This window comes from Corynebacterium variabile (genome assembly GCF_006539825.1).
In the GTDB taxonomy this organism is placed as follows: Bacteria; Actinomycetota; Actinomycetes; order Mycobacteriales; family Mycobacteriaceae; genus Corynebacterium; species Corynebacterium variabile.
In genome coordinates, this window is the sequence record NZ_BJNT01000004.1 from 263351 (window position 1) to 276652 (window position 13302).

A 13302-nucleotide genomic window follows, 5' to 3' on the forward strand; every position below is an offset into this window, starting at 1 on the left:
ACCGGCACCACCCCCAGCGACTCTTCCCGTCACCGACTCCTACGCAAAGGACATCATGACCCACACCAGCTTCTTCTCCCGACTGAGCTCCGCCGATGCGGGCGCCGACCGGGCCACCCTGCTGTTCGGCGGACAGGCCACCGCCTGGCGCGCCGGGCTCACCGACCTCGCCGAGGACCCGTCCCTGGGTGACGCCGTCCGTGGCGTCCTCGACGATTCCGCCGCCCTCATCGCCCCGGTCGCCGCACAGGTCACCGCCGCCACCGCCGGCGCCCTGACCCTCGAGCGCCTGACCGGTGCCAAGGGTTCGGTCTCCGCCGCCCTGTCCGTACCGGGCATCACTGTCGCCCAGTTCGGCCAGCTCGCCGCGCTGAAGGCCGCCGGTTATGACGCCACCGCCGCCGTCGCCGCCGACCGTGCCTCCGTCCTGGGCCATTCCCAGGGCATCCTCGGTGCTGCACTCGTCGACGGTCGCGCCGGCGACCCCGCCCATGTCGTCGCCGTCGCCCGCCTGATCGGCGCCGCCGCGTCCCGCCTGACCCGCTCCCTCGGCGTCTCCGCCGGCGAAGCCACACCGATGCTCTCGGTCCGCGGTCTCGACCGCGCCACCCTCGACGCCGTCCTCGCCGAGGTCGCCGAGGCAGCCGGCGGCGCCGAGACCGGTGTGCAGGTCGCCATCCGCAACGGCCACCGCCGTTTCATCCTCTCCGGTGCCCCGGAGGACCTCGGCGTGGTCGAGAAGACCATCGCCGTCGTCGCCGACCGTGACGCCGCCGAGCTCGCCGCGAAGACCCGTGGCGGCGCCCCGCTCGCCCCGGTCTGCGAGTACCTCGAGGTCACCGTGCCCTTCCACCACGACATGATGGAGCCCGCCGTGGCCCAGACCGTCGCCTGGGCCGAGGCCTGCGGTCTCAACACCGACGGTGCCGCCGAGAAGCTCGCCCGCGCCGTGCTCACCGACCACGTCGACTGGGTCGACGGCATCGTCGACGCCCTGGCCTCCGGTACCACCTGGTTCCTCGACCTCGGCCCCGGCGACACCGTCTCCAAGCTCTCCGCCGACCTCGTCGAGGGCTCCGGTGCCGGCCTCGTGGCCGCCGGTACCCTCACCGCCGTCGACGAGCTCGCCGCCCCCGGTGAGGACCCCGCCCGCACCGTCGACTGGTCCGGCTTCGCCCCGCGCCTGCTCGACCTGCCGACCGGCCGCACCGTCGAGACGAAGTTCTCCCGTCTGACCGGCCGTTCCCCGATCCTGCTGGCCGGCATGACACCGACCACCGTCGACCCCGAGATCGTCGCCGCCGCCGCGAACGCCGGATACTGGGCCGAGATGGCCGGTGGCGGACAGGTCACCGCCGAGGTCTTCGACGGCAACCTCACCAAGCTCAAGGGTCTGCTCGACCCGGGCCGCGCCGTCCAGTTCAACGCCATGTTCATGGACCGCTACCTGTGGAACCTCCACTTCGGCACCCAGCGCGTGGTCTCCAAGGCCCGTGAGTCCGGCGCGCCGCTCGACGGCGTCGTCATCTCCGCCGGTATCCCCGAGCCCGACGAGGCTCCCGAGGTCATCGGCGCACTGCGTAACTCCGGGTTCTCCCACATCGCCCTGAAGCCGGGCACCGTGGCCCAGATCCGCGCCGGCCTGGGCATCGCCCGCCAGCTCGAGGAGACCGGCACCAGCATCATCCTCCAGGTCGAGGACGGCCACGCCGGTGGCCACCACTCCTGGGAGAACCTCGACGACCTGCTCACCGCCACCTACGCGGAGATCCGTCGTCAGCCGAACGTCGTCCTCTGTGTCGGCGGCGGCATCGGCACCCCGGAGCGGGCCGCCGACTACCTCACCGGTTCCTGGGCCACCGCCCTCGGCCTGCCCGCCATGCCGGTCGACGGCATCATGGTCGGTACCGCGGCGATGACCGCCAAGGAGGCCAAGACCACCCCGGAGATCAAGCAGCTCCTCGTCGACACCCCCGGTGTCGCCGACGAGACCGGCTCGGCCCTGACCGCCCCCAACGGCGGCTGGATCGCCCCGGGCCACTCCGCCGGTGGCGCGACCTCCGGCCTGTCCCACCTGCGTGCGGACATCCACGAGGTCGACAACTCAGCCGCGAAGTGCATGCGTCTGATCCAGGAGATCGGCTCCAACCTCGAGGCAGTCAACGCCCGCCGCGACGAGATCATCGCCGCGCTGAACAAGACCGCCAAGCCCTACTTCGGTGAGCTCGAGGAGATGACCTACGCCCAGGTCGTCCGCCGTTTCGCCGAGCTCTCCTTCCCGTGGGTCGACCCGTCCTGGCTGTCCCGCTTCCACCTGCTGCTGCAGCGTGTCGAGGCCCGCCTGTCCGACGCCGACCACGGCGAGGTCGTCACCCTCTTCCCGACCGAGCAGGACGCCGCGCAGCCGGATGAGGCCATCGCCCGTCTCATCGAGGCCTACCCGGCCGCCGAGAACGACACCCTGACCCCGCTCGACACCGCCTGGTTCCTGGTGATGTGCCGCAAGTTCCCGAAGCCCGTCGGCTTCGTCCCCGCCATCGACGAGGACCTCCTGGCCTGGTGGGGCAAGGACTGCCTGTGGCAGTCCCAGGACACCCGCTACTCCGCCGACCAGGTCCGCATCATCCCGGGCCCGGTGTCCGTCTCCGGTATCACCACCGTCGACGAGCCCGTCGCGTCCATCCTCGGCCGCTTCGAGGACGCCTGCCGTGAGCGCGTCGCCGGTGGCGACTCCGCCTCCGCCGGCCGCCACTCCCTGGACAGTGACGAGGCCGAGGTCACCACCGCGTGGTCCCGGACCTCCGATGCACAGGACGTCGCGTCCTTCCTCAAGGCCACCCCGTACATCTCCTGGACCGGCCACCTCATGGACAACCCGGCCCACGTCATCGACGAGGAGAAGTACGAGCTGATCGTCACCGACGACGGCAGCAACGGCGGCCCGGTGAAGGTCACCGTCGACCTGCACCTCGACACCTTCTGGGACGGCACCGCCGCCGGCGAGGGCGAGGGCAGGGTCCACGCCGTGCGCCGCCTGCCGGTCCCGCTGATCCTGTCCGACGCGGTCGCCTCCGGCGCCCTGCCCGTCGTCGACGAGGAGAAGCTCCCGGAGACCATGTACGGCCTGCTCGCCGGCACCGCCGGTGTGGGCAACACCTCCGTCACCGACGACGTCATCGACCGGATGCCCGCCAAGATCGACGGCTCCGAGACCGCCGAGACCCCGTTCGGCACGTTCACCTACACCTTCCACCTCACCGACAGCCTCGGCTCCCAGCACGCCGGCGTGACCGGTGCCGGCCTGCCCGACCTGTCCGGGACCGGTTCCGGGTCCCGCTCCGACGAGCGCGCCACCATCGTGCCGGATGCCCTGCTCGGCACCTGCTGGCCGGCCATCTACGCCGCCCTGGGATCCGCCCTGGTCGACGGCTACCCGGTCATCGAGGGTCTGCTCAACGCCGTCCACCTGGACCACTCCGTGGCCCTCGAGGTCCCGGCCGACGAGATCCCCACCGGCGAGATCACCGTCACCAGCTGGGCCGCCGGCATCGAGGAGTCCTCCTCCGGACGCGTCGTCACCGTGCACCACCACATGTTCGACGCCGCCGGTGAGCTGCTCGGCAAGCAGACCGAGCGCTTCGCCATCCGTGGCCGCGCCTTCGGCACCACCCCGCCCGCCGATCCGGCCCCCGCCGGCGGCATCGACCGGGAGATCACCGACACCCCGCGCTCCACCCTGCTGCGCACCCGGGTCAACGCCCCGGCAGAGATGACCCCGTTCGCCTGGGTCTCCGGTGACTTCAACCCGATCCACACCAGCCACGTCGCCGCCCGCGTCGCCGGTCTGCAGGCACCGCTGGTCCACGGCATGTGGCTGTCGGCCACCGCCCAGCACGCCGCCTCTGCGGCCGGTTCCGGCCACACCATCCTCGGCTGGACCTACCGCATGTTCGGCCTGGTGCAGCTGGGTGACCCGGTGGACATCCAGGTCGAGCGCGTCGGCCGCGTCGCCGGCGGCGGACTGCTGCTGGACGTCACCTGCCGCATCAACGACGAGCTGGTCTCCCAGGGCACCGCGGTCACCGCCGCCCCGACGATCGCCTACGTCTACCCCGGCCAGGGCATCCAGGCCAAGGGCATGGGCCTCGACGAGCGCGCCGCCTCCAAGGCCACCACCGAGGTCTGGGAGCGGGCCGACAGGCACACCCGTGAGGCCCTGGACTTCTCCATCCTCACCGTCGTGCGCGACAACCCGACCGAGCTCACCGCCAAGGGTGTGACCTACCACCACCCGGACGGCGTCCTGTACCTCACCCAGTTCACCCAGGTCGCCCTGGCGACCCTGGCCCTGGCACAGACCGCCCGCCTGCGCGAGGCCGACGCCCTGGTCGCCGACGCCTTCTACGCCGGCCACTCCCTCGGTGAGTACACCGCCTTGTCGGCCTACGCCGGCACCATCGACCTGGAGACCGTCCTCGAGGTCGTCTTCCACCGTGGCTCGACCATGCACCACCTCATCCCGCGTGACGAGCACGGCCGCTCCGACTACCGGATGGGTGCCCTGCGCCCGAACCAGTTCGGCGTCGACGACGAGCACGTCGTCGAGTACGTCAACGGTGTCGCCGAAGCCTCGGGCGAATTCCTCGAGATCGTGAACTTCAACCTCGCCGGTGAGCAGTACTCCATCGCCGGCACGGTCGCCGGTCTCGCCGCCCTCGAGGAGGACGCCGCCAGGCGCACCGCCGAGCATGGCGGCAAGGGCTCCTTCATGATGGTCCCGGGCATCGACGTGCCCTTCCACTCCCGCGTCCTGCACCCCGGTGTCCCGGACTTCCGGGAGAAGCTCGACGGCCTGCTCCCGCCGCGCATCAACCACGAGATCCTCGTCGGCCGCTACATCCCGAACCTCGTCGCCCGCCCGTTCGAGCTCACCGAGGACTTCGTCCGTTCCATCCTGGACGTCGTCCCCTCCGAGCCCGCCCAGGCACTGCTCGACGACTGGGCCGCCGCCACCGCCGATGACGCGGCGCAGGCGACCACCGCCCGCACCCTGTTCATCGAGCTGCTGTGCTGGCAGTTCGCCTCCCCGGTGCGCTGGATCGAGACCCAGGACCTGCTCTTCGCCCCCGACCGTCTCGACATCGACGAGGTCGTCGAGGTCGGTCTCGGCGCCTCGCCGACCCTGGCGAACCTGGCCACCAAGACCCTCAGGCTGCCGCGCTTCTCCGCCGCCGACGTCGCCGTGCGCAACGTCCAGCGCGACGAGAAGCTCGTCTACCACACCGACCAGCAGACCATCGACAGTCCCGTGTACGAGGACGAGGACGCTGTGCCCACCTCCGTGCCGGTCGGCGACCCGGTGCTCTCCCACGCCGAGGCGTCCGCCAAGGCACCGTCGGAATCCGTGCCCGAGTCCATGCCGGCTCCGGTCACCGAGTCCGCCGAGCTGCGCACCGCCCCGGCCGCCCCGGCCGGTGCCGTGGAGCGTCCCGCCGACCTGCCGTACAAGGCGTCCGACGCCATCAAGACGCTGCTGGCCTACGCCAACAAGCTGCGTCCGGAGCAGATCGGCGGCGCCGACACCACCGGTACGCTGACCAACGGTGTCTCCTCGCGCCTGAACCAGCTGCTCATGGACATCTCCGCTGAGCTGGGACTGTCCGCCGTCGAGGGCGCTGCCGAGGCCGACGTGGACACCCTGTCCGTCACCGTCGACGCCGCAGCCCACAACTACTCCGCGTTCGGGCCGGTGCTGGGTGAGGCCGTCAAGGACCGCCTGCGCAAGCTCTTCGGTGCCGCCGGTGCCAAGGCCTCGGCCATCGCCGACCGGGTCACCGGCACCTGGGAGCTCGGTCCGGGCTGGGTCGATCACACCACCGCGCAGATCCTGCTGGGGTCCCGCGAGGGTGCGTCCTCCCGTGGTGGTGACCTCGCCACCCTGGCGACCTCTGCCACCACCATGAACGACGTTAACGCGATCATCGACGAGGCCGTCGCCCAGGCCGGTGCCGCCCACGGTATCCCGGTCGCCATCCCGGCCGCCGGTGGTGCCGGCGGTGGCGGCACCGTGGACTCCGCAGCCCTCGACGCCTTCGCCGAAAGTGTCACTGGTGAGACGGGTGTGCTGGCCACCACGGCCCGCCACATCCTCGCCGCCCTGGACCTCGACGTCCCCGAGTCCGCCGCCCTGTCCGACGAGGAGGGTGCCGAGACCGCCGCCGTCCTCGAGGCAGTCTCCGCCGAGCTCGGCGCGAACTGGCCCGCCTCCGTGGCGCCGTCCTTCGACGCCCGCCGGACCCTGCTCATCGACGACCGCTGGGCCACCGCCCGTGAGGACGTCGCCCGCCTGGCCAACGGTGAGGAACTCGCCGAGTCGGTGTCCTTCCGCGGTACCGGTGAGACCGTCGCCGTGCACGCTGAGTACCGCGCCGCGGCTGCTGAGGAGGCCGGCGACACCTCGCTGGCCGCCCGCTTCCGGTCCATCGCCGAGGACGCCCGCTCCACCGAGCCGGGTGCCTTCGAGGGCCAGGTCGCCGTGGTCACCGGTGTCACCCCGGCGTCCATCGCCGGTGGCGTGGTCGGCGACCTGCTGGCCGAGGGCGCGACGGTCGTCATGACCGCGTCCCGCGTCAGCTCCGCCCGCCTGGAGTTCGCCAAGAAGCTCTACCGTGAGCACGCCTCGGCGTCCGCCCGGATCTGGCTGGTGCCGGCCAACCTCTCCTCCTACCGCGACATCGACGCGCTGGTGGAGTGGATCGGCACCGAGCAGACCGAGACCGTCGGCTCCGACCAGAAGCTCATCAAGCCCGCCCTGGTCCCCGACCTCTTCCTGCCGTTCGCCGCCCCGAGCGTCTCCGGCACCGTGGAGGACGCCGGCGGAAACGCCGAGATCCAGACCCGACTGCTGCTGTGGAGCGTCGAGCGGTCCTTCACCGCCCTGTCCCGCATCGGCCACGAGGCCGACCTGGCCCACCGCCTGCACGTCGTCCTCCCGGGGTCCCCGAACCGCGGCACCTTCGGTGGCGACGGCGCGTACGGCGAAGTCAAGGCCGCCTTCGACGCCATCGGCAACAAGTGGTCCAACGAGCCGTGGGGCGGGCGCGTCACCATCGCCCACCCGCGGATCGGCTGGGTCGCCGGTACCGGCCTCATGGGCGGCAACGACCCGCTTGTCGACGCCGCCGTCGAGGCGGGCGTCCACGTGTGGAGCCCCGCCGAAATCTCCGGTGAGCTGCTGAAGCTCTGTTCCGAGTCGGTCCGTGCCGAGGCCCTCGACGGCCCGGTCGACGCCGACCTGACCGGTGGGCTCGACAAGATCAACCTCACCGAGCTGCGCGACCAGGCTGTCGCCGACGGTGCCTTCGCCACCGCCGCCGCGGTCGAGGATGACGCCGAGGTCCCGGTCACGGTCAACGCCCTGCCCTCGCCGGTGCGCGTCGCCCAGCCGGTCGGCTCTGACTTCGGTGCCGCACCGTGGGGTGACGTCACCACCGACCTCGAGGACATGGTCGTCGTCGTGGGCCTCGGAGAGGTCAGCGCCTGGGGCTCGGGACGTACCCGTGCCGAGGCCGAGCTGGGCATCCAGGCTGACGGGTCCGTGGACCTGTCCGCCGCCGGTGTGCTGGAGCTCGCCTGGATGACCGGCCTGCTGACCTGGATGGATACCCCGGTCGCCGGCTGGTACGACGTCGACGGCAACATCGTGCCCGAGGAGGAGATCTACACGCGCTACCGCGACGAGGTCGCCGCCCGCGCCGGTGTCCGCACCTTCGTCGACGACGGTGAGAACGGGGCCCTCGAGGACCTGCACACCCCGCAGGAGGTCGAGATCTTCCTCGACCACGAGGTCACCTTCACCGTGGACTCCGCCGAGGACGCCGCGTCCTTCGTGGACTCCGACCCGACCTTCACGCGTGCCAACCACGACGAGGAGACCGGCGAGTGGTCCGTCACCCGTCTGCCGGGCGCCCGGACCCGCGTGCCGCGTCGGGCGACCCTGGCCCGTAAGGTCGGCGGCCAGTTCCCGACCGACTTCGATCCGGCACGCTGGGGCATCCCGGCGTCCATGATCGAGGCCGTGGACCGCATCGCGATCTGGAACCTCGTCACCGCGGTGGACGCCTACCTCTCCGCCGGCTTCAGCCCGGCCGAGATCCTGCAGGCCGTGCACCCGTCCGACGTCGCCATGACGCAGGGCACCGGTTTCGGTGGCATGACCTCGATGCGCAAGCTCTTCGTCGACCGCTTCCTGGAGGAGGACATCCCGTCCGACATCCTGCAGGAGACGCTGCCAAACGTCGTCGCTGCGCACACCATGCAGTCCTACGTGGGCGGCTACGGTGCGATGATCCACCCGGTCGGTGCCTGTGCGACCGCGGCGGTCTCCGTCGAAGAGGGTGCCGACAAGATCCAGCTCGGCAAGGCCGACTTCGTGGTCGCCGGTGCGACCGACGACATCTCGGTGGAGTCCATCACCGGCTTCGCGAACATGAACGCGACCGCGGACTCCGACAAGATGGCCGCCAAGGGCCTCAACGAGCGCTTCTACTCCCGGGCCAATGACCGTCGCCGCGGCGGCTTCGTCGAGGCCCAGGGTGGTGGCACGATCCTGCTGGCCCGTGGTTCCGTGGCCGCGAAGCTGGGCCTGCCGGTCCAGTCCGTGGTCGGGTTCGCGGCGTCCTACGCCGACGGTGCCCACACCTCCATCCCGGCCCCGGGCCAGGGTGCGCTGGCCGCCGGCCGTGGCGGGAAGAACTCCCGTCTGGCCCGCGACCTGGCGAAGCTGGGTGTGTCCGCCGACGACATCGCCGTCGTCTCCAAGCACGACACCTCCACCAACGCCAATGACCCGAACGAGTCGAAGCTGCACACCCGCCTGGCGTCCGTGCTGGGCCGTACCGCGGGCAACCCGCTGTACGTCGTGTCGCAGAAGACCCTGACCGGTCACGCCAAGGGCGGTGCCGCCGTCTTCCAGGCGGCCGGCCTGGGCGACATGTTCCGGACCTCGAAGATCCCGGCGAACCGCTCGCTGGACTGCGTGGACCCGGAGATGGCGTCCTCCCCGGACCTGGTGTGGCTGCGCAACCCGCTGCAGCTGCAGCGCACGGTCAAGGCCGGTCTGCTCACCTCGCTGGGCTTCGGCCACGTGTCCGCGCTGCTCGCGCTGGTGCACCCGGAGGCGTTCCGCGTCGCCGTGGCGTCCCAGATCGGTGAGGATGCTGCGGCGGCCTGGGAGGCGAAGGCCTCCGAGCGCCTGCGCGCCGGTGTCCGCCGCCGCGAGGCCGGCATGCTCGGCCACCGTGCCCTGTTCGAGGAGATCGGCCACCGTCGCTTCGCCGACGGTGTCGACATCGACGAGGCTGAGCCGGCCATGCTGCTCGACCCGGCGACCCGCGCCGGTGAGGACGGTCTGTTCCGGTGAGTGACCCGGTGAACGGCGCGGGGCCCGTATCCGCGCGAGGTCGGGTGGAGCCGGTGGATCTGGTGCCACGTGGGTTCGTGCTGGGTGTGGGTGTCGACGTGGTCGACATCCCCGCGTTCACCGAACAGCTGGACCTGCCGGGCTCGAAGTTCGCACTGTCCTTCACCGGGGCGGAGCGTCGTGAGTGCGCCCGGTTGGCGAAGACCAGTGGGAACATCGGACAGCACCTTGCCGCCCGGTGGGCGGCGAAGGAGGCCTTCTACAAGGCATGGACGCTGGCCGACGCCGGGGACGAGATTCCCGGTGCCCAGATGGACTGGTCGCAGATCGAGGTGGTCAAGGACCGCTGGGGTCGGCCGTACATCCGGCTGGCTCCTGCACTGGAGGTCCGGGTGAACGGGGCGCTGACCGCCCGGTTCGGCGGGGCAGACGGGGCAGGCCATGCGGTGTGGCAGCTGAGCCTGTCGCACGACGGGCCTGTCGCCCAGGCCTTCGTGGTCGGGGAGTGGCGGGTGTAGCGTCCGCGAGTTACAACCCACGCCCGGCTTCCCCTGACGTGCCTGTCATGAGTTGACCCTAATCTGTCTATCCGGAGGCCCCGGTCTGACAGATTCGGGTCAACTCATGACGGCTGCTCCGGTCAGGCATCCTCTGCGAAGGGCCGGGGCATCAGAGCTAGTGCGGCAGGGGGACAGCCGTGGGGTCCTTGACGGGGCGCTGCGCGCGCACCGAGAACCAGGCGCTGACCGCGGTGGCGACGACCATGAAGCACAGGAACAGGACGATGAAGCCCACGTCCCACTGCGTGACCAGTCCCATGATGAGGCAGAGCACGACCAGTGCGGTCGCCAGGCCGACGACCAGGGCGGACGCCCAGCCCTTGAGCAGCTCGGCACGCGTGGCGTCCATCCGCGTCGTTGCAGTCGGGGCGCTGGGGGAGGGGGCTGCGAGGGGGTCCTGCACCCGGACGGCGGTGCGCAACTGGTGATTACGGGACGTCCAGGTGGGGAGTACGAACGGTGAGGTGTACCGGGGTGTGACAGTGGCGGTCACCGTGCCGGCGTCGACGGTGGAGAACCGGACGGACACCGGGGTGGGTTGGGTGCTGCCGGCCGAGGAGCCGAGGAGCGCGTACCGCAGCTGGCTGCCGAGGTGGACGGTTCCGTCGTCGGTGACCCGGTATCCCTCGATGCCCCGTAGGGCCTCCCGGTAGGTGGAGACGCCCGGGGCGGCGGGCAGGCTGATGACGGTGGTGTACAGGGGTGTGAGGGGGTGGGACACGGGTCCACGGTATCGGCGGTCTCCGCATGCTGCCAGGGACAGGCAGTGGACCGGATCGGCCCACCCGGGCGGCGCCGGGCACTTACCGTCCCCCTACTCCTCATCCTTGATCAGGGAGGGCTCGGCGACCGGTGTGACCGGGGGAGTCAGCCGGGACCGGGTGTCCGTGGACGCAGACTCCGTGAGGAACGACAGGTGCATCTCGTAGCGGTCGATGACATCGTCGACGATCTGCTGTGTGGTCAGCCCGTTGAGGTCGTAGCCCCGGGTACCGGTCTGGTCGAAGACCTCGAGGCGCAGGTAGTCCTCCTGTGACTGGGCGCGGCGTCCTCCGAAGGACGGGACCGGGGTGGTGACCGGGGCGACCATGTACTGGAAACCGCGGTGGTGCTCCAGCGGCACGAGCAGCGTCCAGGTGGGAAGGGACGTCGCGGCGTCCTCCCCGCAGGTCAGCGTCGCGTCATAACCCAGCCGGGTGAACTCGGTGTGGACCTCGTCGAGGGCCGGCGCGACCGTGTCGGCGGTGAAGGACCGGATCTCGTCGGCGTCCGGGTAATGACGCAGGCCGGCGAGTCGCTGCCGCCAGGTGCGCTCCTGACTGGAGCCCCGCTGCACCTGGACAACACCGTCCATCTGCACCCGCTCCATCCGCAGGGCCTTCGAGAAAGACATCATCACCAGGTACGCGATGACCGTCACCGGCAGTGCGAAGATCAGCGTGGCGTGCTCCATCGTGGAGACGCCGCCGGCGATGAGCATCGCCACCGTCAGCACCGCGGTGACCAGCGCCCAGAAGATCCGCAGCCACTTCGGGCCGTCCTGCGCCGGATCCGGGATGGACGCCGAGAACGTACTCATCACCATCGCACCCGAGTTGGCGCTGGTCAGGTAGAACAGCAGCCCGGAGAGCGTGGCCAGGCCGATGATGAACGTCGCGCCGGGGAACATCTCCAGCAGTGAGTACCAGCCCTGCTCAGGGGACTCCATGGCCTCCTCAGCGAAGGAGGTGTTGCCGTGGAGGACCTCGTAGAGGGCGGAGTTTCCGAAGGTGGTGACGATGAGGAAGTCACAGATCACCGGCACGGTGATGGCGGCGATGATGAACTCTCGCAGCGTCCTCCCGCGGGAGATCCGGGCGAGGAAGACGCCGACGAACGGGCCCCACGCGAGCCAGAACGCCCAGAAGAACAGGGTCCAGCCGCCCATCCAGTCCGCGCCGTCGGGCTCGTAGCCCATGGTCTCCATCGTGCGTTCCGGCAGGGTGTTGATGAACCTGCCGACATTGGCGACCATTGTGTTGAGCAGGAAGGACGTCTTCCCGGTGACGATGATGTAGAGGATCATCGCGCCGGCGACCCACAGGTTCATCTCGGAGATGATGCGGATGCCCTTGTCCACGCCCGAGGTGCAGGCCGCGACGGTGATGATCACGGCGACGCCGACCAGAGCGACCTGCAGGCCCAGCCCGTCCGGCAGGCCGAAGAGCTTCGAGAATCCCACCGACAGGAGCACCACGCCGATGCCCATGGACGTGGCCACGCCCATGACCGTGCCGACGAGGGTGACGATGTCGATGGTGTGGCCGGTCTTCCCCTTTACACGCCTGCCGAGCAGCGGGTACAGGGCGGCGCGGATGGACAGTGGCATTCCCCAGCGGAACGCGAAGTAGCCCATCGCCGCGCCGAGCAGGGAGTACATCGCCCAGCCGCTGATGCCGTAGTGGAACATGGTCCAGACCACGGCGTCGCGGGTGGCTTCCGCAGATTCAGGGTCGGCGTTCGCCGGGGTCATGTACTGGGTTACCGGGCCGGTGACCGAGTAGAAGAGCATGTCGATGCCCACACCGGCGGCGAAGAGCATCGAGACCCAGGTGAACAGACTGTAGGAGGGGCGTGAGTGGTCGGGCCCCAGGCGGACCCTGCCGGTACGTGACAGTGCGACCCACAGCACGAAACCGATGACGATGGCGACGGTGAGCACGTAGTACCAGCCGAAACCTGAGGCGATGGCGTCGACGACGGACGCCATGACGCTGTCGGCGTTGTCCGGGGCGATGATGGCCCACAGAGAGAACGCGAGGATCACTGCCGCGCTGACGGTCAGGACGACCCAGTTGACCTTGTGGTCGGTGTGGCCGGCGTTGTCCGTGAACGCGCCGGCGCCGCGGGACAGTTCCTCGGGGGACGCCGGTGGGCGGTTGTCCCGTTGCCGTTGCTCCCGCGTACTGCGTGGAGTGCCGCCCAGTGCGGTCCGGTCGACTGGCTCAGTGATGTCGGAGCTCTCGTGGTCGCTCACTCATTCTCCCTGTGTAGTTGTCCATTCCGTCATGTGGTTCACCTCTTGTGAACCCTCCCACCGTAGAAAAACATTGTGCAGTTATCAATTTGCTCTTCGGTTTCCGGAGGGTGGAGACGAGGGTGTGGACGTCGCCTCCGGTAGTCGTGCCGGTCCTGCCAGTGAACCGGCAGGGGATGTGGCGGGGAGTCACGGGAATCCGCACGGCCGGTGGCAGACGTGTGTCCGATACTCGGTGGCGTCCGGCGTTGACGGTGAAGTCCCGCGTCGCCCGGAACCCGGCAGACCACACACGACCGACATCT

General features: G+C 70.2%; 4 protein-coding genes. 2 read left to right on the forward strand and 2 right to left on the reverse strand.

The window, feature by feature from the left end:
- The first annotated feature begins 55 nt into the window (after positions 1-55).
- Both CVA01_RS02965 and CVA01_RS02970 read left to right on the forward strand, forming a co-directional pair.
- The gene (locus tag CVA01_RS02965; RefSeq protein ID WP_141328482.1) at positions 56-9421 is read left to right on the forward strand and encodes a type I polyketide synthase; all 9366 of its coding nucleotides are present in this window, start codon (positions 56-58) and stop codon (positions 9419-9421) included.
- Complete coding sequence (locus tag CVA01_RS02970; protein WP_244938110.1) at positions 9418-9939, forward strand: holo-ACP synthase; 522 nt, start codon at positions 9418-9420, stop codon at positions 9937-9939. The genes CVA01_RS02965 and CVA01_RS02970 overlap by 4 nt, the downstream gene beginning before the upstream one ends.
- 157 nt (positions 9940-10096) lie before the next feature.
- Here the strand turns inward: CVA01_RS02970 and CVA01_RS02975 are convergent, their stop codons facing one another.
- Together CVA01_RS02975 and betT are read right to left on the reverse strand one after the other, a co-directional pair.
- Positions 10097-10702 (reverse strand): hypothetical protein, encoded by a 606-nt coding sequence (locus tag CVA01_RS02975; protein WP_141328484.1) that lies wholly within the window; start codon positions 10700-10702, stop codon positions 10097-10099.
- Between the two features lie 93 nt (positions 10703-10795).
- Positions 10796-12997, reverse strand: a complete 2202-nt coding sequence (betT, locus tag CVA01_RS02980; protein ID WP_141328486.1) for a choline BCCT transporter BetT — start codon at positions 12995-12997, stop codon at positions 10796-10798.
- Between the last annotated feature and the right edge of the window lie 305 nt (positions 12998-13302).